Annotated in this window: 25 protein-coding genes; 13 read left to right on the top strand and 12 right to left on the bottom strand. The window is 63.3% G+C overall.

The features are described 5' to 3' along the window. Window positions 1-88: 88 nt before the first annotated feature. Window positions 89-1462: a hypothetical protein gene (locus AB7245_RS31580; protein WP_439035770.1), complete on the top strand. Its 1374-nt coding sequence runs from the start codon at window positions 89-91 to the stop codon at window positions 1460-1462. Window positions 1463-1470: 8 nt separating this feature from the next. Here AB7245_RS31580 and AB7245_RS31575 read toward each other — a convergent pair whose 3' ends face one another. After that, window positions 1471-2790: a dicarboxylate/amino acid:cation symporter gene (locus AB7245_RS31575; RefSeq protein WP_063982032.1), complete on the bottom strand. Its 1320-nt coding sequence runs from the start codon at window positions 2788-2790 to the stop codon at window positions 1471-1473. A 182-nt stretch (window positions 2791-2972) separates the two neighbouring features. Here AB7245_RS31575 and map point away from each other — a divergent pair, with 182 nt between their 5' ends. Then, window positions 2973-3725 (top strand): type I methionyl aminopeptidase, encoded by a 753-nt coding sequence (gene map / locus AB7245_RS31570; protein WP_135215180.1) that lies wholly within the window; start codon window positions 2973-2975, stop codon window positions 3723-3725. An 86-nt stretch (window positions 3726-3811) separates the two neighbouring features. Here the strand turns inward: map and AB7245_RS31565 are convergent, their stop codons facing one another. Further along, window positions 3812-4033 carry a hypothetical protein gene (locus AB7245_RS31565; protein WP_063982034.1) on the bottom strand — a complete coding sequence of 74 codons (222 nt, stop codon included), beginning with the start codon at window positions 4031-4033 and terminating at the stop codon, window positions 3812-3814. A gap of 365 nt (window positions 4034-4398) precedes the next feature. On the opposite strand from AB7245_RS31565, the gene AB7245_RS31560 reads away from it, so the two are divergent. Further along, on the top strand, window positions 4399-4581 hold the full coding sequence (locus tag AB7245_RS31560; protein ID WP_028152900.1) for a hypothetical protein: 183 nt from the start codon (window positions 4399-4401) through the stop codon (window positions 4579-4581). A gap of 25 nt (window positions 4582-4606) precedes the next feature. Here AB7245_RS31560 and AB7245_RS31555 read toward each other — a convergent pair whose 3' ends face one another. The 3 genes from AB7245_RS31555 to AB7245_RS31545 all read right to left on the bottom strand — a co-directional run bounded on the left by AB7245_RS31555 (window position 4607) and on the right by AB7245_RS31545 (window position 7283). Then, window positions 4607-5986 carry a vWA domain-containing protein gene (locus AB7245_RS31555; protein ID WP_439035357.1) on the bottom strand — a complete coding sequence of 460 codons (1380 nt, stop codon included), beginning with the start codon at window positions 5984-5986 and terminating at the stop codon, window positions 4607-4609. Window positions 5987-5991: 5 nt separating this feature from the next. Then, a complete protein-coding gene (locus AB7245_RS31550; RefSeq protein ID WP_085405733.1) occupies window positions 5992-6939 on the bottom strand; it encodes an AAA family ATPase in 948 nt (315 codons plus the stop codon). Between the two features lie 146 nt (window positions 6940-7085). Further along, complete coding sequence (locus tag AB7245_RS31545; RefSeq protein WP_439035356.1) at window positions 7086-7283, bottom strand: hypothetical protein; 198 nt, start codon at window positions 7281-7283, stop codon at window positions 7086-7088. Between the two features lie 227 nt (window positions 7284-7510). On the opposite strand from AB7245_RS31545, the gene AB7245_RS31540 reads away from it, so the two are divergent. Next, a complete protein-coding gene (locus AB7245_RS31540; protein ID WP_439035355.1) occupies window positions 7511-8485 on the top strand; it encodes a quinone oxidoreductase family protein in 975 nt (324 codons plus the stop codon). 44 nt (window positions 8486-8529) lie between these two features. Here AB7245_RS31540 and AB7245_RS31535 read toward each other — a convergent pair whose 3' ends face one another. Both AB7245_RS31535 and AB7245_RS31530 read right to left on the bottom strand, forming a co-directional pair. Next, window positions 8530-8805 carry a hypothetical protein gene (locus AB7245_RS31535; RefSeq protein ID WP_259256627.1) on the bottom strand — a complete coding sequence of 92 codons (276 nt, stop codon included), beginning with the start codon at window positions 8803-8805 and terminating at the stop codon, window positions 8530-8532. A gap of 99 nt (window positions 8806-8904) precedes the next feature. Continuing rightward, on the bottom strand, window positions 8905-9513 hold the full coding sequence (locus AB7245_RS31530; protein ID WP_028152904.1) for a S24 family peptidase: 609 nt from the start codon (window positions 9511-9513) through the stop codon (window positions 8905-8907). 166 nt (window positions 9514-9679) lie between these two features. On the opposite strand from AB7245_RS31530, the gene AB7245_RS31525 reads away from it, so the two are divergent. Continuing rightward, the gene (locus tag AB7245_RS31525; protein ID WP_354102651.1) at window positions 9680-10210 is read left to right on the top strand and encodes a GcrA family cell cycle regulator; all 531 of its coding nucleotides are present in this window, start codon (window positions 9680-9682) and stop codon (window positions 10208-10210) included. A gap of 38 nt (window positions 10211-10248) precedes the next feature. Further along, window positions 10249-10821 (top strand): hypothetical protein, encoded by a 573-nt coding sequence (locus AB7245_RS31520; RefSeq protein ID WP_071911769.1) that lies wholly within the window; start codon window positions 10249-10251, stop codon window positions 10819-10821. A 50-nt stretch (window positions 10822-10871) separates the two neighbouring features. On the opposite strand, the gene AB7245_RS31515 is transcribed toward AB7245_RS31520, so the two are convergent. Then, complete coding sequence (locus tag AB7245_RS31515; RefSeq protein WP_063982040.1) at window positions 10872-11228, bottom strand: hypothetical protein; 357 nt, start codon at window positions 11226-11228, stop codon at window positions 10872-10874. 679 nt (window positions 11229-11907) lie between these two features. Here AB7245_RS31515 and AB7245_RS31510 point away from each other — a divergent pair. Together AB7245_RS31510 and AB7245_RS31505 are read left to right on the top strand one after the other, a co-directional pair. Continuing rightward, on the top strand, window positions 11908-12093 hold the full coding sequence (locus tag AB7245_RS31510) for a hypothetical protein (protein WP_063982041.1): 186 nt from the start codon (window positions 11908-11910) through the stop codon (window positions 12091-12093). A gap of 151 nt (window positions 12094-12244) precedes the next feature. Continuing rightward, the gene (locus AB7245_RS31505; protein ID WP_014493705.1) at window positions 12245-12586 is read left to right on the top strand and encodes a phasin; all 342 of its coding nucleotides are present in this window, start codon (window positions 12245-12247) and stop codon (window positions 12584-12586) included. 50 nt (window positions 12587-12636) lie between these two features. Here AB7245_RS31505 and AB7245_RS31500 read toward each other — a convergent pair whose 3' ends face one another. The 3 genes from AB7245_RS31500 to AB7245_RS31490 form a co-directional block, all read right to left on the bottom strand. Further along, entirely contained in the window at window positions 12637-12813 is a 177-nt protein-coding gene (locus AB7245_RS31500; RefSeq protein ID WP_439035354.1) for a hypothetical protein, read from the bottom strand. 78 nt (window positions 12814-12891) lie between these two features. Beyond that, window positions 12892-13722, bottom strand: coding sequence for an alpha/beta hydrolase (locus tag AB7245_RS31495; RefSeq protein ID WP_063982042.1), 831 nt, complete (start codon window positions 13720-13722; stop codon window positions 12892-12894). Between the two features lie 148 nt (window positions 13723-13870). Next, window positions 13871-15667, bottom strand: a complete 1797-nt coding sequence (locus AB7245_RS31490; RefSeq protein WP_439035353.1) for a ShlB/FhaC/HecB family hemolysin secretion/activation protein — start codon at window positions 15665-15667, stop codon at window positions 13871-13873. A 131-nt stretch (window positions 15668-15798) separates the two neighbouring features. Between AB7245_RS31490 and AB7245_RS31485 the strand changes: the two genes are divergently transcribed. After that, window positions 15799-17043: a FecR family protein gene (locus AB7245_RS31485; RefSeq protein ID WP_439035352.1), complete on the top strand. Its 1245-nt coding sequence runs from the start codon at window positions 15799-15801 to the stop codon at window positions 17041-17043. Window positions 17044-17104: 61 nt separating this feature from the next. After that, on the top strand, window positions 17105-19849 hold the full coding sequence (locus AB7245_RS31480) for an EAL domain-containing protein (RefSeq protein ID WP_439035351.1): 2745 nt from the start codon (window positions 17105-17107) through the stop codon (window positions 19847-19849). Between the two features lie 19 nt (window positions 19850-19868). Here the strand turns inward: AB7245_RS31480 and AB7245_RS31475 are convergent, their stop codons facing one another. After that, window positions 19869-20129, bottom strand: a complete 261-nt coding sequence (locus AB7245_RS31475) for a hypothetical protein (protein ID WP_439035350.1) — start codon at window positions 20127-20129, stop codon at window positions 19869-19871. 267 nt (window positions 20130-20396) lie between these two features. Between AB7245_RS31475 and rocF the strand changes: the two genes are divergently transcribed. From rocF to AB7245_RS31460, 3 genes are all read left to right on the top strand, one after another. Then, a complete protein-coding gene (rocF, locus tag AB7245_RS31470) occupies window positions 20397-21374 on the top strand; it encodes an arginase (protein ID WP_439035349.1) in 978 nt (325 codons plus the stop codon). 159 nt (window positions 21375-21533) lie between these two features. Next, entirely contained in the window at window positions 21534-22805 is a 1272-nt protein-coding gene (soxC, locus tag AB7245_RS31465) for a sulfite dehydrogenase (RefSeq protein WP_439035348.1), read from the top strand. After that, window positions 22792-23334 carry a c-type cytochrome gene (locus tag AB7245_RS31460; RefSeq protein WP_439035347.1) on the top strand — a complete coding sequence of 181 codons (543 nt, stop codon included), beginning with the start codon at window positions 22792-22794 and terminating at the stop codon, window positions 23332-23334. Before soxC ends, AB7245_RS31460 begins: the two co-directional genes overlap by 14 nt. The last annotated feature ends 36 nt before the right edge of the window (window positions 23335-23370 follow it).

The following is a 23370-nucleotide window of genomic DNA, read 5'->3' as shown; positions in this document are numbered from 1 at the left end:
GCAAGTCACCGGGTAGAGATACGAATCAGTCATGTTTAAAATGGTGACCGCCATCACGGAGTCACGAGACATCAGCCGATTGACGCATATGAACAGCGACATCTCTTTTCCATCGCATCGTGAAAACCGGTTCTACCAGGGGATGGCTGCGACCTTCGTCGCCAACGCGCTTCAGGCGTTCAATTTTCTCGGTGATCGCTTCCTGAGACAATCGCATCATGCGTTGTCGGACATCGAGGATCTCTACCGGCACTCGATGGACAGCGCCTTTTCAGTGACCGAGGCCTTCCTCGTCACGGGGGCGCCACATGCTTCCGCCTATTACCCGCGCGACTTCGCCTGGTTTTATCCCGACGTTCTCGATCCCGAAACCATCATGGATTCGCAAGACGCAGTGCGCCGGGCGCGCCTGCTCGAAAAGAGCGTTCGCCTCTTGCTGCAGGCGGTTCGCGCCGACGTGGTCACGACGACCATCGTTCCTGCGGGACGCGGGCGGTACCTCGGCGTGAATTATTTCTCGCGCCCCTCGGACACGCTGCTCGGCATTCTCGCCGGTCTCCAGCAGATGATAGGTGCCGACGAGAGAGCGTCTTCCTATCTGGCGATGTCGCAATGCGCACATGCCGGCCGCCTGTTGCTGGCCGAGTATGGCGCAGACCTGAAGCGCGCGATCCTCCGGCTTGCGAGCGAACTGGAGCCATTTGACACTGATGGCACCAGATATCTGCTGTGCGATGCCGGCGGGCCTCGCTCTGCGGCAACGGATACGCGGGCCGAGCGCAGGCGCTTCGTCACCAACGCCTGCGTTTACACGACGTTTGTGTGGGGCGTGCAGCTCGGGATCGTCGACGAGAACGAACTGAAGCGGCTGCTCGGTCGCGACCTTGCGCAGTACAAGCGAGATCTGCTCCGTTTGTTCGGCAAGGACGGCCATATCAGGCATTCGCTTGACGGCCCGGCGGGCGCACCGGTGTCCTTGGTGGCCTTGGATTTCGTCAGCGTGCATCGCGGCTTCTGGGACATGAACGATGTCAGCGAGCGGGCGCTGTTTGCGGCTACGACGGATCTGATCATCGCCGAGCCGCGCTTTCGCATCCCCAGCACGTTCCACTTCCTGGTGTCCGCGGATAATCCACGGAACAAGATGATCCACAAGATCGCGGCGCCGGCCTATCAGGGGCGCTCGTCGTGGCCGACATTCAATGTCGAATTCGCGGATCGGATGCTGGATTTTGATGAAGCCTCAGGGAGCGATACCTATCGGGCTTGCGCGCAGGGGATATTGAAGGACATTCGGACCGCGACCGAGGTCCATGGCGGCTATCAGGAGCTGATCTCGGAGCAGGGGCTCAAGTATCGCACCTGGGCCTATAAGGGCGCCGTGGCGCACTCCTGGTTTCCGCGCTTCCTGTCGGTCTGGAGGAGGGCGTATGGAACGCCGCTCCTCCAGTGGAATGATTGATCCGCGGCCTATCCCGCGGTCACGTCCACCAGTTCGCCGCCCTCCAGCACCTTGGCCGCCTTGGCGCGGTCGAGATCGCCTTCCCAGGCGGCCACCACCACCGTCGCCACGCAATTGCCGACGAGGTTGCCGACCGCGCGGGCCATGCCGATGAACCAATCGACCGACAGCACCAGCACGAGGCCGATGGCGGGAATGCTCGGCACCGCGTTGAGCGTCGCGGCCAGGATCACGATCGCCGAGCCCGGCACGCCGTGCGCGCCCTTCGACGTGATCAGCGAGACGCCGAGCACCAGCAGAAGGTCGCCGAAGGACAGCGGCGTGTTGGTCGCCTGCGCGATGAAGACGACGGCGAGCGTCAGGTAGATCGAGAAAGCGTCGAGGTTGAAGGAATAGCCGGTCGGGATGACGAGGCCGACGACGGAATCCTTCACGCCCATCCGCTCCAGTTTCTTCATGATCTGCGGCAGCACGGCATCGGAGGACGCGGTCGCCAGCACAATGGTCAACTCTTCGCGCAGGTAAGCGAGGAATTTGAGGATGTTGATTCCGGCGAGCGCCATCACGCCGCCGAGCACGCCCAGCACGAAGATGCCGACCGAGACGTAGAACAGCATCACCAGCGAAACGAGCTGCTTCAGCGAGCCGACACCGTATTTGCCGACGGTATAGGCGACCGCGCCGAGCACGCCGAGCGGCGCGACCCGCACGATCAGCCCCATGACCCGAAACAGCACGGTGGAGGCCGCGTCGATGATCGATGTGACCAGCGCGCCCTTCTCGCCGCCGACGAGCGCAAGGCCGACACCGAACAGGACCGCGAAGAACAGCACCTGGAGCACGTCGTTGCGCGACAGCGCATCGAAGGAGGTGCTGGGGATCACGTTCATCAGGAAGGCGCCGATGCCGCCGCCGGACAGCTTGTGGGCGTTGTCGGCATAGGTGTTGAGCGCCTTGGCGTCGAGCGTCGAGGGATCGATGTTCATGCCGTGGCCGGGACCGAAGAGATAGGCGAGCAGCAGACCGACCACGAGGGCGACCGTCGTCATCACCTCGAAATAGACCAGCGCCTTGACGCCGACCCGGCCGACCTTCTTGAGGTCGCCGGCACCGGCAATGCCGTGCACGACGACGCAGAACACGATCGGGGCTACGATCATCGAGATCAGCTTCAGGAAGGCGTCGCTGAGGATCTTGAGCCCGATGGCGAAGTCCGGAACGGCCATCCCCAGGATGACGCCAAGCACCAGCGCGGCGAGGACCTGGACGAACAGCGAGGTGTAGAGCGGCTTCGGCTCGGCGGTAGGTGCCGCGGTGATGGTCGACATGGTGGACTCCCCCGGTTTGACGCGTCTTGGACGTCAAAAAGGAGCAACAACCGTGCCAGATTGTCGCGGCCTGGTCTTGGAAGTGATCCAGGGCGCCGCATAATCCGGGATTCTTGTGCGCGCTCTTCCGTTTGCAAGTCGGCATCGCAACAGCTATGTCCCGGCTTTCGCAAGAGCTTGATATGACAATCTCGAATGAGAACGATCTGATCTGCCTGAAAGAGGTCGGGCGTATCGTCGCCAATGCCCTTGAGGCGATGGGGAAGGCCCTCGAGCCCGGCATGACCACCGCGGAACTCGACCGGATCGGACGAGAGCTCCTTGAGGCCGCCGGAGCGCGTTCGGCGCCGGAACTGGCCTATGCCTTTCCTGGCGCAACCTGCATCAGCGTGAACGAAGAGATCGCTCATGGCATCCCGGGTGCCCGGCGGATCGAGCGTGGCGACCTCGTCAACATCGACGTCTCGGCCGAGAAGAGCGGCTTCTTTGCCGATACGGGAGCCTCGTTCGCCGTTCCGCCCGTGACCCGTTCGATCGAGCGTCTTTGCAGGGATGGTCGGCGGGCGATGTGGACGGGCCTGCGGCAGGTCGGAGCCGGCAAACCGATTGCCGGCATCGGTCAGGCCATCGGGACGTTTGCGCGGAAAAACGGCTACATGCTCGTCAAGAACCTAGCCAGTCACGGTGTCGGCTTGTCGCTCCACGAGGAGCCGACGGAGATCGCGACATGGCCCGATCGCTCCGAGCGCCGCATCATGAGCGATGGTTTGGTGTTCACCGTCGAGCCATTCCTGTCGCTCGGCGCGGAGTGGGCCGAGAACGGTGATGATGATCCTTGGACGCTCTACAGCAACCCCGAGGCGCCAACCGTTCAGTACGAGCACACGGTTATCGCAACCCGAAATGGACCTTTGATCGTTACGTTGGCGGGTTGAGGTCATCCCCGCGACACGCCGTCAGCGGGAACGCAAAAGACAATTTTCAGGCGATCATGCAGAGCTGTTGCGCGCGGACAGTCTCGTCACGCCACGAGATCCAGTAGCCGGCACGATCCGCGCACCAGCACCTTGCGTCCCGTCGGCGTCATCGAAGGTACGCCGTCACTGACAACAACGAGACCGAGCTTGACGAGACCTTCGACGAGATAGGCCTTCGAGAGGCGACCATTCGACACGGGGTTGCGAAGCGCTTTCAGCGCTTCCCATTGGTCCGGCGAAAGATCGAAGTCGATGTCGTTGCTCATGTTGCCTCAAGCGATAGTCCAAGTTCGCGAGCCCCTGTTAGCGGCGCCGCATGAACACCGTGCGACGACAATGAGTCGGGAATTCGGTAAGCTGTTTAGAACCTCTCTTCACGAATTGCCGCACTTCATTGCGCCACAACAGTTAAGATCGTTCGCGCACGAAAATCGTCCCGGTCTCCGATCACTAATTGATGATGTGCGCTTGATCGTGCTGCGAGAGTTACCGCAGTGCACGGGAAGCATCACTGTCCCATTGCGCGTCGCGATATGCACAGAAATCGTGAAGCGAGGGCGATTGGACTCTGACTGGACTCTGCTACGTTGATTCGCAGGGGATTGGCTTCACACGACAGGAGTGTGAGTGCATGAACAGGCTGATGGCAATTCGCAGTCAGGAATTCCTCTGCCGAGAGCGCGCCGCGCTGGATTCGGAGCGACGGGCGTTCTGGCTCGCGCAGGCCCAGGAATGGGAGCAGCGCGCGCTCGACGAAATTGCGCATCACTTTCGGGAGTGCAACCTCGTCCAGGCCGAGCTGACTGCCGCCTGACGCCAGCGGCGGACGTGATTGCCGTCTACTGATAAGTCGCCACGATGTCGGACACGGCGCGTTCGAGCTGCTGTGCGGTGGCGCATTGGCGCACGACAGTGCAGAAGGTCGCGTAGCGCGGCATCTCGGAATCACCGAAGCCCCAGGCGAGCCGTCCTTCGGGATTGAGCCAGACCACGCGCTTCGAGCGTTCGGAGATGCGGCGCAGGATGTCGGCGCGCGGGTCGAGATTGTTGCTGCGGGCGTCACCGAGCACGATCACCGTGGTCTGCGGCGTCAGCGTGCTCATAAACTCCTTCTCGAAATCGACGAGCGAAGAGCCGTAGTCGGATGAGCCGAAGCCGACCTTGGACATGATCTCGGCCATCGCCTCTTCCGGCGACTTCTTCTCCAGGATCTCGCTGACCTCGATCAGATGCGAGGAGAAGGCGAAGGAGTGGACGTCGTCGACCACCTCGTGCAGCGAGTGGATCAGGAGCAGGAAGAAATCGGAGACCTGCGCGACCGAGCCTGAGACGTCGCAGATTGCGACGATCTTCGGCCGGTCGCGGTGCTTGCGCTTCCACGCGGTGAGGAAGGGCACGCCGCCCCATGCCGCGTTGCGGCGCAGTGTGCGGCGGACGTCGAGATGGCCGCGGCGCTGACGCTTGCGCGGCTTCGAGTAGCGCTCGCGCAGGCGCCGCGCGATCTGGCGGATGAGAGCGCGCATCTCCGCGACCTGGCGCCGCTCGATGCGGGCGAGAGGCGCGTTGCGCAGGATCTCGTTGCGGAGGTTTTCGGCCTCCTCGCGGGCATAGAGCGCAAGGCCTTGCGAGACGGTGTCGCGGACTGCTTCTCGCAACGCGTCCAGCGCGCCGCGCAGACGCTCGGCCAGCGACGGATTGGTCGCGGTGAGCGCGTCGAGATCGTCGCGCAGGCGCTGAAGGCCCATGGCGTCGAGGATGCGGCTGGAAAAGATCCCGCGCTGAGTCGAATAGCGGATGTCGGACAGCGAAGCCGCGCCGGAAGCGCTGGCGATCGCGGCTGCGATCGCGTTGCGATCCTGCGACAGCAGCATCTGCGCAAGCGGGCCTAATCCTTCGGAAGGCTGGCCTTCGCCTGCTTCACTGGCCGAGCCGGGTGAGGGGGTTTGATCCGCGTCCTGCGATGCGTCGTCGTTGTCGTCGGCCTCGGGTTGATCCTGCCGCGGCTCTGGTTGGCTGAAGAAGAGATCAAAGCAGTCGCCGAGGGCGAGCTTCTCGTCCTGCGACTTGGCGAGCGTCAGGAGCAGCGCATCGCGCAGGATGGCCCGGTCGGAAAAGCCGACCTGGTTGACCGCGCGCATCGCATCGATGCTTTCGGCGGGCGAGACATGCACGCCGGCACCGCGCGCCGCTCGAAAGAAACGATGGAGATTCTCGCGCATCGGCGTCAACCGAAGACGTTGGACCGTGCCGCCTTGGCAATGAAGGTCGTAACTTGCGGCGTTGCTGCCTCGATGTCGGCCTCGTATTTCAGGAGCACGTTGAGTGTGTCCTTGACGATATCGGTGTCTAGCTCCGTGGCCTGAAGTAGAACCAGAACGCGCGCCCAGTCGATGGTCTCACTGACCGAAGGCAGTTTCTTCAGGTCGAGCGAGCGGATCTCGTGGATGAAGCCGACCATCTGCCGGCGCAGCGCCTGCGAGATGCCGGAGACGCGGCTCTCGACGATGCGTTCTTCGAGCCGCTGCTCGGGGAAGCCGATATGCAGATGCAGGCAGCGCCGCTTCAGGGCGTCGCCGAGGTCACGCTCGCTGTTCGAGGTGAGGATCACCGTCGGCGGCGTGATCGCCGCGACCGTGCCGAGCTCCGGGATCGTGACCTGGAAATCGGAGAGGATTTCCAGCAGCAGCGATTCGAATTCAGCGTCGGACTTGTCGATCTCGTCGATCAGCAGCACGCAGCCGCCAGGCTGCTCCAGCGCCTGCAGCAGAGGGCGCGGCTCGACGAACTCCTTGGAGAAGAACACGTCGCCGAAATCGTGGAGCTGATTGAGTGCGTCATGCAGCGTCTGCGCACCGCCGAGGACTTCGCCGAGCTTGTCCTTGAGGATCTGGGTGTAGAGAAGCTGTTTTGCGTATTTCCACTCGTAGAGCGCCTTGGCCTCGTCGAGGCCCTCGTAGCATTGCAGGCGGATCATCTTCATGCCGCGCCAGGCAGCAATGGCCTTGGCAAGCTCGGTCTTGCCGACGCCCGCGGGGCCTTCGACCAGAATCGGTTTCTCGATCTGCTGCGACAAATAGACGGCGGTCGCGATCTGCCGGCTCGCGATATAGCCCTGCGCGGCGAGGCCGCTCTCCACTGCCTCGATCGAGGTCGAGGCCTTCTGTTCAGCCACGAAAGGGCGCTCCCAAAGGTCTTGCTTGAGGCTTGTTCTGCCTGCGTTCCCGGCAAAGAACAAGCCTCGTTTGGGACGGCCTGACCCGCGCAGAACGTCGCTTTTTCCGTTCAGCGCAAATACTTAAGCGATGGCTGATCGTGCGGTCAGTGCCGCAGCTCCGGCTTGCGCATGGTCTGCCGGACTTCCGCGCCGCAGTCCGCGCATTCATAGACGAAGTCGATCCTGGCAAGGCCCCAATGCGGTTCGACCTCGCGGACGTACATCGGCAGGAACCCCATGCAGGCGGGACAAATTACAGGCGCGATTTCGATGTCCTGATGATGCTGTACATAAGCTGGCATCTCGGCTCTCCTTCGCAGGCGACCACCAAACCCCGCGAAAAGGCTACTGCCGGAACGCGCCGGTGCCGTCATCAACTCTTTCGAACAGAGGCGGAACGGCAGGCGTTTGTCGTTCGCTGTGACATTCTTGTTACGTCTCTGTACTGTAACGGGCCGACCGAATTCCTATTTCACAGGCCGATCCGTTTTCCACGGACCTTCACTGCAACTATAAGGGAGCAACGCCCATGACGCATGCCATTCGCTTTCACAAGACCGGCGGTCCTGAAGTCCTGGTCTGGGAGGAAGTCAGTGTCGGCAAGCCCGGGCCGGGCGAGGCGCGCATTCGCCACACGGCGGTCGGCCTCAACTTCGTCGACATCTACAATCGCTCCGGTGTGTATCCGGTACAATTGCCGAGCGGTCTCGGCAGCGAGGCGGCCGGAATTGTCGAGGAGGTCGGGGCCGGCGTTACCGATCTGAAGCCCGGCGATCGCGTTGCCTACGGCGCCTCGCCGCTCGGTGCCTATTCCGAGGCGCGGCTGATCCCGGCAGACCGGCTGTTGAAGCTGCCCGACGGTGTCGATGACAAGACCGCGGCGGCCATGATGCTGAAGGGCCTCACCACGCAATATCTGATCCGGCAGACCTATCGCGTGAAGGCCGGCGACACGATCCTGCTCCACGCCGCGGCCGGCGGCGTTGGTCTCATCTTGAGCCAGTGGGCAAAACATCTCGGCGCGACAGTGATCGGCACCGTCAGCAGCGACGAGAAGGCAAAGCTCGCCAAGGCACATGGCTGCGATCATGTGATCATCTATACGCGCGAGGATTTCGTGAAGCGCGTGGACGAGATCACGGGCGGCAAGAAGGTGCCGGTGGTCTATGATTCCGTCGGCAAGGACACGTTCCTGAAGTCGCTGGATTGTCTTGCGCCGCTCGGTGTTGCCGCGCTGTTCGGTGCGTCCTCCGGCGCTGTCGAGCCGCTCAATCTCGGCCTGCTCGCGCAGAAGGGCTCGCTCTACGTCACCCGTCCAACGCTGTTCACCTACGCTGCCAAGCGCGAGGCCCTGGTCGCGATGGCGAACGAGCTGTTCGACGTTGTGAAGTCCGGCGCGGTCAAGATCGAGGTGCACCAGACGTACCCGCTGAAGGATGCCGCCAAGGCGCATGCCGATCTCGCCGCGCGCAAGACCACGGGATCAACCGTTCTCACGGTGTGATCTCCGGCCGGGCAGTGGAGTGACGCAGGCCGCTTGGGCCTGCGTCACGTCTTCTCGTGCTTGCGCAGGTCGCGGGCGTGATCGAGGCGGATGGCCTGGAGGTCGACTTCTTCAGGCGGAACCTGGGGGAGGGCGGCCTCGGTCAGGATCGCCTCGGTCACGTCCTCCACCGCATTCTCCGCGATTTCGTGGATGAACGAGATGTTTCGATATTCACCCGAAGCGACGCGGGAGATGACCTCGCGCCTCGTGATTTCGGGATCGACGACCGCCTCGCGTCCGCGCCGCCCATAGTCGATCATCACGACGAAATACTGCATGAAACGATCCTGCCGCGCCCCGTAGCCGGGAGCGCGGCAGAGTATTTCCGAAAAACAGAATTAAGTCAAGGGTGATTTCCAGAAATCGGAAATCGACCTTTATTTGCTCTTCTTGCGAGGGCGTGCCGACTTGGCGCGCAGCCGCTCGAGTTGACCCTTGGGCATGGACAGGCAGATCTCGCCGACCCACTCGAGCTTGACGCCGACGATCGGCTTGGCGTTGAAGCTGTTGAGATTGACGACGGAGGGAGTTTTCCCGCGTTCGATGGTCTTCAAATAGCGTTCACCGGTCTTGAGCCGGACCACGGCCTCTTCACCGTAGAAGCTCGACAGCGGATGACGCTGGTCCTTGTAGACGACGATCACGTCGCCGCTCTCGTATTTGGGCAGCATCGAATCGCCAACGATCTCGAAGGCGACGGTCTCTTCCATGATCGGGAACGGCAGCGCGATATCGCCGAGGCCTTCCGGGGGAACCTGTTCATAATCGGGCTCGATCACAGCGCCGGCCCCGACGCGGCCCATGATCGGCGCGAGATTGAGCTCAAGATATTCCATGATCGGAATGATTTCGGACGCCTTCACCAGGCGCTCGCCGCCCAGGATCTCCGACACCGCGCCGGGCCGCACGCCCATGGCCGCCGCCAGGCCGCCCTTGCTTTTGCCCGTCTTCTCCAGGCCCCGCTCGATCATTGCAACGTCCAACATGGTGATTCCCTCGATTGCCCATCGTCCCGCCTCTTGTAATCCGAAATTCGGAATTGATGCAATTATGAATATCAGAATTGTCGCTTGACAGTTGCTTCGGAATAACGGAATGTACGCTCCGCCTCGCGATCGAACGATCGGAGGAGGCGCATCACAGGACAGCAGCATGGAACCGGGTCATTGGCCGTCGGAGCACTCCGACGCGCTTCGCGACTATTTTCTCAAGGGGATGTCTTATGCGGAGATCGGAAGACAGATAAACGGAAGGTTTGGAACGGCTTACACACGCAACGCGGTGGCCGGCCGCGCCAAGCGGCTTGGACTCGCGGCACCGGCGCGGATGACGAGTCCATCGATCGTGCCGTCCTTGCCGTCAGGAGCCTGTCTCATCGGGCCGCCCCGTGCGGCGGTGCCGAACCTGAACTTGCCACCGAAATCCGCAATGAAGCCCGCGCGTGTCAAGTTGCGCTGTGTCGGCGTCCAGCCCCGCTTGGTCGCGCTGGGCGAACTCGGGCGCGACGACTGCCGCTATCCCTATGGTGGCGACAAGGACGGGGAGGGGATCGCCTTCTGCGGCCATCCGCGCCAGCCGGGCTCGAGCTATTGCACGCCGCATGCCTGCCTGACGCGAAGGTCTGAGGCTGCGTCCGCTCGCGCCGCCGGCCCCGTCGTCCTGAGGCTGATCTCTGCCGCCTGACGGGACCGCTATTCATTCAATTTGCGAGGAGTATCCGAGTGGCAGGTGCACGACGTAACAAGTCCTACAGATTGACTGGAATCTACGATCGGCGCTCGCGCGAGGTGCCGTTCAATGCCGAGGTGGCGGAGGTCGAGGTCGACAATCCGCTGGCGCTCGATGCCGGCGAGAAGATCGTCGCCGTCCGCTCGATCCGCGGCGATCCGCTCGGCCGGTTGCACGCGCATCACCAGATCGACGAGGCGCAATATCGCGGCGGGCGCGCCTTTCAGAGCGACTGGGAGAGGGCGGAGCGCGGGCCCCAGGCGGTGGACCCGACGCGCGAATACGTCGATGGGACGCGCTCGCGTGAGCCCGTTACCGAGGACCAGCGCCAGGCTGTGCTGCGCCTGAACCGGGTCGAGCGCGAACTCGGTACCGACGGCGCCGCGCTGGTGCACGACGTCCTGGTGCTGGGGCTGACCATGGATCAGATCGGGGAGCGGCGCGCTGTTCGTACCCAGCGCTGGAACGACTATTTCGCGCGGCGCTTTCGCGAATGCCTGGACCGGCTGGCGCTGATCTACGGCTTTGCGACGGAAGGCCGGGCTCGGCGCGCCAAGCAGCGTTGAGAGTAGTGGCGCGCCTGCGGGTCTCGCCGCAGGCGCGCCCGGGTCGCTTGTTACGGATGCGGCACGATCTGGTAAGGCGTCGTGTAGGGCTCGACACGGAGAGACGCGTTGGCCAAGAGCCCGATCTTCGCGGTCGGCGCCTGTTGCAATTCACCGTTCGGGCCGCGATGCACGTTGTACTGCCAGACCGTGAGATCGCCCTTCTGCGCCAGCGCGTGCGCAACCGCGCTCGCATCATTGCCGCCGAGCGCCTGGAGCTCCTCCGCCGACAATCCGACGACGATTTCGTCCTTGATGGTGACGATCTTGAACAGATTCATCCTGGTCTCCTGCGCCCACGCGCCTTGTATCGAGAAAGTGAGAAGCGCGACGGCGCCGCCCTTGATGAGATCGCAGCGGGAAAGCATGCTGTCGTCCTTTGGTGCTGAGGCGCGCCCGAATCGAGAAGTCCGTCAGCCATGGCGCCCGTGGTCTGCGTGGCCGCTTCGCAACCGCTTGGTCGTTCCACCTTGAACGACGGTTCATTGGCGGAGATATCTTCGGACCGATGAACCCGGTACGGGGAACCGCGTCCAAGCCGAGCAGCTCAAGGGGGGCTTCACTGGCGGACGGATCAAGACGCTGCAGGCCGGCTGCGCGGCTCGACGTTCATTTCGCCGACGATACAACCGCCGAGGTCGGACTCAACAATTACGTGTATACGCTGAAGAAACTTTAATCTGGCCTCGTTCACACCGGAAACACGGCGAAACGCCGCACCGATTGGCAGCGCCCGAGGCCGTGTGCGTGAGTGATGCCGCTTCTTGACGCAGGTGGGTGACGACGGTCCATATTCCTGTTATCCGGAATTGCCGTGGTGCGATGCGGACGAAGCATCGCTACGGCGACGGTTGGGCTTGCCGGAAGGGTTGTTTCTTGACATAATTGCAACCTGTTCGGTTGAGCCAGTATATGGTTCAGCGTGTTAACCCACCGGGTGCCCCGGCCGAGATCTCAGGGTCACCATGGCGTCCGGTCATGGTGTTCGGTTCTCGAGCGAGACCTCGACGTGTGATCACGAGGGCTGATGCTTGTCATAGGTGCGAGATGAAAAACCTCAATTTCGCGGCTGAACTGCACCTCAAGCTCGGCGCGCCTGCAAGCAGCACCGTTGAAAGTCTGCGCCTGCTTCGTGCGTTCCTGAAGCTCGGGCCTCGACAGCGTTTCGAGGTCATCAAGCTGGTCGAAGACCTCGGCACCGAAGAAACCCTTCCCGAGCACCCCCTGTCCTGACCCCGGCCGCGCGCCGGCCGTACGCCTCGTCCCTCGTTTTCCTGCCGGAGCGGACCGCCGGGCGACGTTTGTCCCCCAGGCTGCCGCTGGAATGCGGTCCGGCAAGTGTGGTATTCAGTTGGGAAAAACGGGGAGGAGGAGGAGTATGACCATGATCGAACCGAAGCTCGAAGTCCCGGCCGAACTGCGCGACCTGGCCGAAAAGACGATCGACCAGGCGGAACAGGCGTTCGGCATGTTTTTCGAAGCTGCCACCAAGTCGATGACGTCGGTTCCCGGAGCGGGTACCGAAGTGTCCAAGCAGGCGCTCGCGTTCACTGAGCAGAACATGAAGTCGGCGTTCGAGCACGCGCGCAAGCTCGTGCATGCCACCGACCTTCAGGAAGCGATGCGAATCCAGTCCGACTTCCTGCGCAGCCAGTTCACCAGCGCCGGCGACCACATGCGCCAGATGACCGGCAGTTTCATGCAGCCCGGCAAGGGAAAGTCCTGAGTTCCAGTGTGCGCCGCGTGCCCGCAAATTGATCCTGCGTGATGCCGCGCTCAGCCGCAGCACGATCCTGGAAATTGCGAGAGATCGATGCGGGCGATGATCGACCTCAGCAGCTTGCGGGTCGCACGATAGAGATGCCGCGCGAATGCCGGTGTCCTCGCAGCCGGCAGGCCAAGGCGTGCCGTATCGAGACGTTTCGGATCAAGGCTTTCGATGGAGTGCGACACGTGCCTCTCCGGGATGGTGAGGCCCTTCCTATCGTCGCCACCCTGGAGCTGCCTTGATCTGCCGCAAAGGGGGCCCGGCTAGTAGTCGCCGGGGTTCATGATCATCGGGCTTCTGGTGTCAGCCGGCGCGAGCGAGCTGCTGGCACTGTCACGCAGGAAGCGGTCGAGTGTCGCCTGGATCTTCTCCTTGACCGCATCGGGACCGCGATCGCTCATCTCGGTGTGCTGAGCACCGGTATGGACGATGTCGATGCCGCGCGCTTTGGCCTCTTCAGGCGTCGGCAGCACGCCCGGGTCGGTCTGGAAATGCGGATCCTTGGAGCGGAACGACAGGATCTTCAGGTTGTCGCTGAGCACGAAGGGCACCCGCAGATTGTCGAGCGTGATCACCTTCGACACGATCTCCGGGTGCTGATGGGCGACATACATCGAGACGTCGCCACCGTTGGAATGGCCGACGAGGGTGATGTGGTCGTAGTCGGTGTTTTCCTGCCGTCGCTTCAGTTCGGCCAGGGCGAAAAGGATGTTGGCCTCGCAGCGGATATAGACCTCGCGCCGCCCGACATATTGCTGACCGACATGGGTCATCAACGGCGGATCGCTCGGCAGGTCCTGCTGGATGCTGGCAACGAGATAACCGCGCGCCGCGAGCACGTTGGCGAGGAAGGAATACTCGGTCGCCTTGACGGTGTTGCCGTTGCTGATGATGGCGAGCGGGAGCTTCCAGAGCCCGAGATTGGCCTTGGTCTCGTAGTCGCGCCGCACCGCGATCTCGACCGAGATCGGCCGTTGGCGCGAGGCATCGAACAGGGTCAAAATCTCATGTCGGATCGCGAACCGGCTGACCACGAAATACTGGCCGACGCCGAGTACGCAGAGAAAGGCCAGGATTGCAAACACCCTCTTCATGGTTCCGTCCCAATCACTTTCGACTGAAAATGGTCATTGCAAGCCCCCGGATCGAGCGATCGTGAGCAGGTTACGGGATTAAATTTAGGCAAGTCTGTGAGCAAGGCCGCAAAAGGGCCGCATGCCGGGTGTGCTCAAAGCGCGGCAGCTAGAGGCAGCCGCCCCTGCCGCGTTCGGGGCAGAGCCGGAATGCGCTCGAGAGGGTGAACAGGAAGCGTGGGCTGCGGCGCTCGTTGTCTGGAGCCCGGTAGCTCAAGGGGACGGCTACGCCGAGATCGGCTTGAAGATCATCCGGCAGAAAGAACCGCACGCCGGCTCCGGCCGATGTCAGCGACAGGCCGTCGCTCAGGCGGTAGCCGTCGTTCCAGACTGCGCCGGCGTCGCCAAAGGCGTAGAGCTGATAGCCGGTCCAGTAGCGGAAATTGAGCTTCTGGTCGAAGCGCAGCTCGAGCGAGCCGGCAAGACCGTTGTCGCCGCTGATCTCGGCTGCACCATAGCCCCGGCCGAAAGCCGCGCCGCCGAGATAGAACTGCTGCGAAATGAACAGCGGCCGCGATGCCGTCTGGCTGGCGGTCGACAGCTTGAGCGACCAGACGTCGTTGAGGGTCTGGTAGCGCGTGAACCAGAGGTTCAGCACCGAGAAGTTCGACGCGGCGCCGTCGCGCGAGAGCAGATCGTCGTCGAAATGCGAGGCACCGAAGATGTCGAGACCCTGGCGGTAGGTGAGCGTCGCGAAATTGGTGCCGCCGAAGCGATCCTGGAGCCGGTAATCGGCGGTCAGGCTCGCGGTCCTGATGTGGTCGTTGTACCAGGGGCCGTAAAGATCGTGCTCGGACACGTTGCTGGAGGTCCCGGCCAAGGTCAGCGTCAACGCCGATGATTGCGACATGAAGGGCACGGTGCTTGCCCGCAGCTCGAACGCCTCTGTCGTGGTGATGTCGCTGTCGAGGCGGCGGGCGTCACCCGGCCGGACCGCGCTGTACAGGACGGAAGCGCCGAGGCGCACGCCGTCGACGCCGACGGGCGCGTCATAGGATAATCGCGCGAAGCCAAGCTCACGCGGATCGTTGGCAATGGTCGACAGGTTGACCGCCAGCGTATCGCCGGGCGTGAGGTAGGAGTTGAAAGCGCCGGTCGCGTAGGTCTGCCACGGGCCGACCGACGATGAGCCCAGATTATCCAGGCCGAACGACGAGAAGACGTGCCAGGTCTTCAAATGGACGATGAGGCGGAAGCGACCGGTGGCACCGCCGATCTCCTCGAGCGCGGTGTCGGTGATCCGGATGCCCGGCCCGCTATTGATGAGGAAGAGCTGACGTTCGAGCGTTGCCAGGCGCGACGGCTGCTCGGCGAGAACCGGGCCCAGCATCGGCCTCACGCCAAACTGCTCGGCGCCGTCGCCTTTCAGCTCGGCCTGCACGATGGCGCCTTCAATCACCTGGATCCGGACGCGGCCGTCGGCGATGTCCTGCGGCGGCACGATCGCCCGGCTCAGATGAAAGCCGTCTGCGCGGTAGAGATCGCTGATCGCGCCGGCGATCGCGGCGAGGTCGGCTTGCGAGACCTTCTTTCCGAGATAGGGCTGATAGGCTGCGGCGATGCGATCGCGGGGAATGGCTTGGGCGCCGCTGACATCGATCCCGCGCAACACGAATTGCGGTTTCGTATCCCCGCCTGTGTTGGGCCGGCCGACCGCCGGCAGCGTGACCGGAGGACGGCTCAGCGATTCCTGCTCGGTTTGGTTTTCAAAGTATTTCTCGGGCTGCCGCGGATCGAAGCCCGGTTGGTTCGCCTGTTGAGCGAACGCCTGCGAAACTCCCGTGAAAATCGGTGCCGCCAGCACCAGTGCAACGAGGAGATGCCGCTTCTCAATACGCGCAGCGAGCCGCTCACCGTAGTATAACGGAGCGGTGCCCAGGAGCCGGTAAGAGTTCGTTAGCTGCATGATTTTTCTTAGTTTTTTATGGTCAATGAATGGTTAATGCAGCCACTGGACTTGCCGCTTCCCGCTAATTCTCTCTTGAGTGATTTCGGATACGCCTCAGCACTGGCTGTAATGCGGGACTGAGGATCGTGATGCTGGGCAGAGTTGGAATGCGGTGCGCTTTCGTGGCCGCGCTGATTCTGGGTACGGCCTCGTTCGCATCTGCCGCGGACGATGGCGTCTGGTCAGTCAGCAAGTCCTCGGGTGAGGTCTGGCTTGCCGCCAACGGCGCGCAGCCTGTGTCATTGACCCAGGAAGGGACGCTGAGGGCCGGTGATACCATTCGCACCGGACGCAACGGACGCGTGCTACTCGTCCGCGGCGAGGAATCGATTTTGATCTCCCCGAACTCGGTGGTCGGTTTGCCGGCCGAGAAGAAGGAAGGGCTCTCGACCACCATCATCCAGCAGGCGGGTTCGATCCTGCTCGAGGTCGAGAAGCGCAACGTCAAGCATTTCGAGGTCGAGACGCCGTATCTCGCCGCCGTGGTCAAGGGAACGCAATTCAGCGTCACCGTGAATGCTGGCAGCACCAAGGTCGGCGTGCTCCGCGGCCAGGTTGAAGTCTCCGACTTCAAGTCCGGACAGATCGCACAGGTCATGCCGGGACAGGCCGCCACCTCCTTTGAGCACGGCAAGCCCGGCCTCAGCCTGAGTGGTGCCGGCACCTTCAATCCGATCGAGCACGGCAAGCCGCGCGCCTCGACGATCGAGCGAGTCCCGGTGCCGAAATCGGGCCTGTCGGCACCGCGCAATGCGGCGAGTGGCCATGCGATCCATGCGCTCGGTCCGATCGACAAGGGGACCAAGGCGGCCGGCGCGCCGGCGCAATCGCATCAAGCGGCCGGCGGTCAGGCGCCCAAAGGCGTCGTGCGTATCTCCAGTTCGCTCGGCGAGGTCAAGCTGAACGTCCACAAGGTTACGAACGGGCTCGCCCACGGCGCCGTGACAACGGGGCACGTGCGCAACGCGAACGCCAGCACCGGGACGGAGACGGTGTGGAGCGATACGAAGGCGAGCACGACGACCACGGCCGCCAACAGCTCCAACGTCACGGCGGTTACGGTGAGCAGCAGTGCACCCGCGGCCAGTGCCACGTCGACGTCGTCAAATACGACGACGACCGTTGCGACTACCGCTGGTTCGACCAGCGATGTGTCCGGCGGAAGCTCTGTGAGCGGAAGCAGCGGGACTGGCGCGACCAGCAACGGAAGCGGCGGCACCGGCAATAATGGCAACAACGGTAACGGGAACAGCGGAAACGGGAATAACGGCAACAACGGTAACGGCAATCATGGCCACCACTACGGTTGGTATTGGGGCAGAGGCCATCGCTAGGACCGTGTCGTCGGTATAGGGGAGCGCCTGGCGGCAGGGACCGCCGGTGCAGGGGAGCAAAGTGAAACGCCATCGGCCGCATATTCTTGTCATGATCGCGCTTGCGGTCGTGCTGTCCACGGGGTGGCACGGCGCGCTCCGCAATGCGCTCACCGATCTGCGCTTCGCCTGGCAATCGCGTACGGCCAGCGGCAATGTCGTCGTGGTGGCCATCGACGCACCCTCGATCGACCAGATCGGGATATGGCCCTGGCCGCGCCGGCTCCACGCGGAGCTGTTGCACAGGCTCGAGGCGGCGGGGGCACAGGACGTCGCCTTCGACGTCGATTTCAGCACACCATCGGATCCGGCCTCTGACGAAGCCCTCGTCACCGCGCTTCGGGAGGTTGGCGGTTCGACGATCCTACCCTCCTTCAAGCAGCCGACGCCGAATGGTGGCGCGGTTCACGTCAATCGTCCACTGAAGCCGTTCAGCAACCAGTCGTGGCCGGCCGTCGTCAATGTTGCGATCGAATCCGACGGGCTCGTGCGCCGCTATCCGGTCGGAGAGAAGCTTGGCGATGCCGTGATGCCGTCGATGGCCGTCGTGTTGGCCGGGCAGGATGCCAATCGGCGCCCGCCCTTCCTGATCGATTTCGGCATTCGTGCGGCCTCCATCCCAAGTGTCTCCTATTTTGACGTGCTGCACGGCGATGCCGCGACCTTGGACAAGCTGAGAGACAAGAAGATCATCGTCGGTGCTACTGCCCTCGAACTGGGCGACCGGTTCAGTGTTCCAAACGGTAAGAGCGTCTCTGGGCCCGTCCTCCAGGCGCTCGCGGCGGAATCGATCCTCCAGAACCGGATGCTGCGCTGGACGTCCGATGCCGGCATGATCATTGGCTTGGGCCTGATCTGCCTGGCGATGATGTATTCGTGGCGCCGTTCCGCACCGGGCGTCCGCGTCACCATCCTCGTCGCCGCAGGAGCGGGCGCGGAACTTGCCGCTGCGCTCGTGCAGGCAAGCTGGCCGCTCATCATCGACACGTCGCTGTTTCACATTGCGATCATTGCCTATCTGACCGCGATTGCACTCGACGAGATCGATTTCCGTAGTCTCCTGGGACGTATTGCCGAGAGCCGCTTTCATCGTATCGCGATGTCGCTCGGCGACGGTCTGATCTGCACCGACGAGGATCATCGGATCACGGTGTGGAATCCGGGCGCCAGTGCGATCTTCGGTTACATGCCGACCGAAATGATCGGACGTCCGTTCGAAACGCTCTGTGCGGAGCCCACCGGCGGTGGCGCAAAGGCTTTTGCCATGCGCGATGCTGCGCGCCAGGCGCTGTTGGTGCCCGGCGGTGCCGTCGTCGTCGAGTTCCAGGGGCGGCGGAAGAACGGCGAGACGTTCCCGGTCGAAGCGAGCTTTTCGGGCTGGCAGGGCACGGACGGCTTCCAGTACGGAGCGATCCTGCGCGACATCTCGGTCCGCAAGCGCGAAGCCGAACGCGTCAGGTATCTCGCCGAACATGACGCGTTGACCGGTCTTGCCAACCGCAACATGCTGCATGCGAGCCTCGCCAATCTGATCGCCGCGGCGGAGCGGCGATCGTCCGACGTCGCGCTGCTCGTGCTCGGGCTCGACGGCTTCCAGCAGATCAACGACATGCTTGGACATTCGGCCGGCGACCTCGTGCTGCGGGCCGTCGCGGAGCGCCTCCGGACCAAGGTCGATGGCAAGGCGGTCGTCGCCCGGCTCAGCGGCGACGAGTTCGCCATCGCGCTTGATTGCACGGAGGCTGGCGAGCCGATTGTGGAGTTTGCCGAGCGGATCGCGCGCGCGTTCGAAGTGCCGCTCGCAACGGGCGCGCGCCAACATCGCGTCAGGATCAGCATTGGCGTCGCCGTTTATCCGGAAGGTGGGCACAACGCCGATGATCTTCTCGGCAATGGTCATCTGGCGCTGAGCAAGGCAAAGATGACGCGGCGCGGCAGCCACGTGATCTTCGAGAGCGCGATCAGGCAGGAGCTGGAGAACCGGCTGACATTGGAGAGCGAACTGGCGCTTGCCGCGGATCGCGGCGAGTTCGAACTGTTCTACCAGCCACAGGTTCGGCTGGTCGACGGCAGCCTGCTCGGGGCTGAAGCGCTCATCCGCTGGCGGCATCCCGCGCGCGGCTATGTCTCGCCCGGGGAATTCATGCCGGTGGTCAACACCTCGCCCCTGTCCGAGCGGATCGCGAACTGGGTGATGGAGACCGCCTGCCGGCAGGCGCGAGCCTGGGAATTGTCCGGAAACAGCGTGCGCGTCGCGATCAACCTCTCGCCGTCGCAGCTCGACTCCGGCGACCTCGCGCATTCCGTTGCGGCGCTGCTCGCGGAGACGGGGCTCACGCCGTCGCTGCTCGAGCTCGAAGTTACGGAGGATATCCTGCTGCATGACGAAAGCCGCGTGCTCGACATGTTCGAGCGGATCCAGCAGCTCGGCGTCCGCGTCCTGTTCGACGATTTCGGCACGGGCTACGCGAGCCTGAGCTATCTGAAGAAGTTTCCGCTCGACGGGCTCAAGATCGACCGGTCGTTCGTGCTTGACCTGCTCGCCGATTCCGACGACGCCGCGATCGTCGGCTCGACCATCGGTCTCAGCAAGCAGCTCGGGCTCACTGTGGTGGCGGAAGGCATCGAGAACCGTGCCACGGCCGACTTCCTGGTCAGCATGGGATGCGAGGAAGGGCAGGGATATTTCTTCGGCCGCCCGATGCCTGCCGAGGCGTTCGAGAGGCAATTCCTGCCGGCTGAACTCGAAGCCGTCAGCGCGGCCTGAACCGCTTCAACTCCGATCGCTAGCGCCGGCGTGCAACTGCCACGCCAAAGAGGAAGGCGACGAACAGACTGGCCAGGGGCGCTTCGCGCGTGATTGCCGCGACCGTCGCGAGCGGCCGGCCGGGTTTTCGTGCTTCGTCGATTGCGGCAGTGAGGCGATCGACCGCGGCGTGCAGGCCGCCTGCCACCTCGCCAATGGTGCGGGACACGTCGGTTGCGCCGTCGATGGCACGCTCGGCCATGCCGGGCGGGGGATTGGGCTGCGGTATGTCCGTGCTCAAGATCGCGACCTCCGGAATTGGCGAAGAGATGGAGGCCGGCACCTTTGGCTATCCGCGCGTGCGCTCGTTTTGAACAGCGGGTCGAGAGACCTTTGGCTATCCGCGACAGGCGCCGTTTTGAACGGCGGATGCCGGCCCTGTAAACAAAACGCGGCGTCCGGGAATTTGTTCCCGGGCGCGCGAGCCCATTCGTCCTGTAATCCCGGGAAACGACGGATGCGAATCTCTGTTAGGCTGGCGAAGGCTTGCTGATCTCAGGAGATTGCCGTGACCGATCGGATCATGACGGATCAAGGCCGGCGCATCGCCTTGCTCGGCGCGCCCATCGACATGGGAGCTTCGCAGCGTGGCACCTTGATGGGCCCTGCGGCGCTGCGCACCGCCGGGCTTGCGGCATTGCTCGAAAGCCTTGATTTCGAAGTTGTCGATTATGGCGATCTCTCCGTGGCGGAGGTCAGGGACCTCGCTGACAGGCTGCCCGAAAAAGCCAACCACTATCGCGAAATCCAGCGCTGGACGCGCCTGCTGAGCCGCAGAGGCCATGAGATCGCACAGACCGGCGCGTTGCCGATCTTCCTCGGCGGCGATCACACATTGTCGATGGGCTCGGTGAATGCCATGGCGCGCCACTGGCAGGAGCGCGGACGCGAGCTGTTCGTGCTCTGGCTCGACGCCCATGCCGATTACAACACGCCCGAGACGACGATCACCGCAAACATGCACGGCATGTCGGCGGCGTTCTTGTGTGGCGAGCCCGGCCTCGACGGATTGCTCGGCGATGATCCGCGCGCCTCGATTGATCCCGACAGGCTGGACCTGTTCGGCGCGCGTTCGATCGATAAGCTCGAAAAGGAATTGATGCGCACACGCCGGATCAGGGTTGTCGACATGCGCCAGATCGACGAGTTCGGCGTCGCCGTGCTGATCCGGCGCGTCATCGAGCGCGTCAAGGCGTGCGATGGCGTGCTCCATGTCAGCTTCGATGTCGATTTCCTCGATCCGTGTGTGGCGCCGGGGGTCGGCACCACGGTGCCGGGCGGAGCGACCTATCGCGAGGCGCATCTGATCATGGAGCTGCTTCATGATTCCGGCGTGGTCGGATCGGTCGACATCGTCGAGCTCAACCCGTTCCTGGACGAGCGCGGCCGCACCGCGCGCACTGCGGTCGAGCTGATCGGCAGCCTGTTCGGACAGCAGATCACCGACCGCCCGACGCCGAGTAACGCGATCGCACCGGGCGAGTGACAGCTGAGAGCTGTTTTGCATCGCGAAGAACGGAATGGCTGTTGCGGCTGGCTGATCTAGACCAGTCCTGGTCGAAATCGCCTGTTTTTGAAATATGTGCGGATTGCAAACGCCCTTCGCGGAGGGTTTGATGCGGGTCGCGCTTCGGGAGGATCCGCAATGAGCAGCACGATCGACGCCGCCGGAAAATCCACGAGAACATCACGCCGTCGCTTCCTGCAAGGCGGCACCGCGGTGGCGGGCGGTGCCGTTCTGGGCGCTGGTGCGTCGGCCGCGGCGGAGACGGACAACCTTCCGCCCAACATTCCCGAATGGATGAAGGCGCCGGGCGAGCCGATGGGAGCCCAGCCCTATGGCGCGCCGTCACCGTTCGAGAAGGGCGTCGTCAAAAACTTCTCGAAGACTCTCAAGCAGTACATATCGGCCTCCAGCCGCACGCCATTGCAGGAGCTCGACGGCATCATCACGCCGAATGGATTGTTCTACGAGCGGCATCATGGCGGTGTTCCGACCATCGATCCCGCGCAGCATCGGTTGATGCTGCACGGCCTCGTCGAGCGGCCCCTGATCTTCACGATGGACGATCTCAGGCGCTTCCCGTCGGAGTCGCGCATCCACTTCCTCGAATGCTCCGGCAATCCCGGTTACACCAAGCCCTATGGCAAGACGGCATCGGACCTCGTGGGTCTGGTGAGTTGCGCTGAATGGACCGGCGTGAGCCTGAAGCTGGTGCTCGAGGAGGCCGGATTGAAACCGGACGCCAAATGGGTCGTCGCCGAAGGCGCTGACGCCGCCGCGCTGACGCGCAGCATTCCGATCGAGAAGTGCCTCGAGGACGCCCTTCTGGTCTACAGCCAGAACGGCGAGCGGTTGCGTCCGCAGCAGGGCTATCCCTTGCGGCTGTTCCTGCCGGGCTTCGAAGGCAATATGAGCGTGAAGTGGCTGCGTCGCCTGCACGTGACCGCGGAGCCCACTTATTCGCGCGAAGAGACCTCGAAATACACCGATCTCTTGCCCGACGGCACGGCGCGCGAGTTTTCCTTCTACATGGAAGCGAAGTCGATCATTACGCGCCCCTCGGGCGGTCATCGCCTGAGCGCGCCCGGCTTCCACGAGATCACCGGCATCGCCTGGAGCGGACATGGCAAGATCAAGCGCGTCGAGGTTTCGGTCGATGACGGCAAGAGCTGGCAGGACGCGCGATTGCAGGAGCCGGTGTTGACGCGCGCCCTCACGCGCTTCCGCCTGCCTTGGCAATGGGACGGCAAGCCGGCCGTGATCCAGAGCCGTGCCGTCGACGAGACCGGCTATGTGCAGCCGACGCTGGCGGAGCTGCTCGCGGTGCGCGGCGAGAACTATTTCTACCACAACAACGCGATCTGGCCCTGGCGCATCGCGGCCGACGGCGAGGTGACCAATGCGCTGGCGTGAGACCTGCGGCGTTGCCGTCGCAATCGCGCTGGGTGCCTTCGCGAGCGAAGCGCAGGCGCAAAGCCCTTATGGCATCGGTCGCCCTGCGACGGCTGCGGAGATCGCGGGCTGGAATATCGATGTCGGACGTGACGGCAGCAATCTGCCGAAGGGAGGCGGTTCGGTCAGCCATGGGCGCGAGGTGTTCGCCCAGCAATGTGCTTCGTGCCATGGCGATAAAGGCGAAGGCGGCCTGGGTGACCGGCTCGCCGGCGGGCAGGGCACGATCGCAACGGCCAAGCCGATCCGGACCGTCGGCAGCTATTGGCCTTATGCGCCGACGCTGTTCGATTATATCCGCCGCGCCATGCCGCAGAACGCGCCGCAGTCGCTGAGTGACGAGGATGTCTATGCGGTGTCCGCCTATATCCTGAACCTGAACGGGCTGGTGGGAGCCGATGCGACACTCGAAGCCAAATCGCTTTCGGCAGTCAAAATGCCGAACCGCGACAGCTTCGTCGGCGATGCGCGCCCGGACGTGAAAAAGTGATCGTATCGGGACGATCAGTTCCGCGCAGTGGCTCGG

This window comes from Bradyrhizobium sp. 604_D8_N2_3, from assembly GCF_051810765.1.
In the GTDB taxonomy this organism is placed as follows: Bacteria; Pseudomonadota; Alphaproteobacteria; order Rhizobiales; family Xanthobacteraceae; genus Bradyrhizobium; species Bradyrhizobium barranii.
Note: the sequence above shows the minus strand (reverse complement) of the source record. Positions and strands in the feature narration are given on the sequence as shown.

What these genes read in the sequence shown, in the direction of transcription:
- AB7245_RS31580 (WP_439035770.1), top strand. Translation starts at nt 89, where the DNA reads ATGAACAGCGACATCTCTTTTCCATCGCATCGTGAAAACCGGTTCTAC.
- AB7245_RS31575 (WP_063982032.1), bottom strand. Translation starts at nt 2,790, where the DNA reads ATGTCGACCATCACCGCGGCACCTACCGCCGAGCCGAAGCCGCTCTAC.
- map (WP_135215180.1), top strand. Translation starts at nt 2,973, where the DNA reads ATGACAATCTCGAATGAGAACGATCTGATCTGCCTGAAAGAGGTCGGG.
- AB7245_RS31565 (WP_063982034.1), bottom strand. Translation starts at nt 4,033, where the DNA reads ATGAGCAACGACATCGACTTCGATCTTTCGCCGGACCAATGGGAAGCG.
- AB7245_RS31560 (WP_028152900.1), top strand. Translation starts at nt 4,399, where the DNA reads ATGAACAGGCTGATGGCAATTCGCAGTCAGGAATTCCTCTGCCGAGAG.
- AB7245_RS31555 (WP_439035357.1), bottom strand. Translation starts at nt 5,986, where the DNA reads ATGCGCGAGAATCTCCATCGTTTCTTTCGAGCGGCGCGCGGTGCCGGC.
- AB7245_RS31545 (WP_439035356.1), bottom strand. Translation starts at nt 7,283, where the DNA reads ATGCCAGCTTATGTACAGCATCATCAGGACATCGAAATCGCGCCTGTA.
- AB7245_RS31540 (WP_439035355.1), top strand. Translation starts at nt 7,511, where the DNA reads ATGACGCATGCCATTCGCTTTCACAAGACCGGCGGTCCTGAAGTCCTG.
- AB7245_RS31535 (WP_259256627.1), bottom strand. Translation starts at nt 8,805, where the DNA reads ATGCAGTATTTCGTCGTGATGATCGACTATGGGCGGCGCGGACGCGAG.
- AB7245_RS31530 (WP_028152904.1), bottom strand. Translation starts at nt 9,513, where the DNA reads ATGTTGGACGTTGCAATGATCGAGCGGGGCCTGGAGAAGACGGGCAAA.
- AB7245_RS31525 (WP_354102651.1), top strand. Translation starts at nt 9,680, where the DNA reads ATGGAACCGGGTCATTGGCCGTCGGAGCACTCCGACGCGCTTCGCGAC.
- AB7245_RS31515 (WP_063982040.1), bottom strand. Translation starts at nt 11,228, where the DNA reads ATGCTTTCCCGCTGCGATCTCATCAAGGGCGGCGCCGTCGCGCTTCTC.
- AB7245_RS31510 (WP_063982041.1), top strand. Translation starts at nt 11,908, where the DNA reads ATGAAAAACCTCAATTTCGCGGCTGAACTGCACCTCAAGCTCGGCGCG.
- AB7245_RS31505 (WP_014493705.1), top strand. Translation starts at nt 12,245, where the DNA reads ATGATCGAACCGAAGCTCGAAGTCCCGGCCGAACTGCGCGACCTGGCC.
- AB7245_RS31495 (WP_063982042.1), bottom strand. Translation starts at nt 13,722, where the DNA reads ATGAAGAGGGTGTTTGCAATCCTGGCCTTTCTCTGCGTACTCGGCGTC.
- AB7245_RS31490 (WP_439035353.1), bottom strand. Translation starts at nt 15,667, where the DNA reads ATGCAGCTAACGAACTCTTACCGGCTCCTGGGCACCGCTCCGTTATAC.
- AB7245_RS31485 (WP_439035352.1), top strand. Translation starts at nt 15,799, where the DNA reads ATGCTGGGCAGAGTTGGAATGCGGTGCGCTTTCGTGGCCGCGCTGATT.
- soxC (WP_439035348.1), top strand. Translation starts at nt 21,534, where the DNA reads ATGAGCAGCACGATCGACGCCGCCGGAAAATCCACGAGAACATCACGC.
- AB7245_RS31460 (WP_439035347.1), top strand. Translation starts at nt 22,792, where the DNA reads ATGCGCTGGCGTGAGACCTGCGGCGTTGCCGTCGCAATCGCGCTGGGT.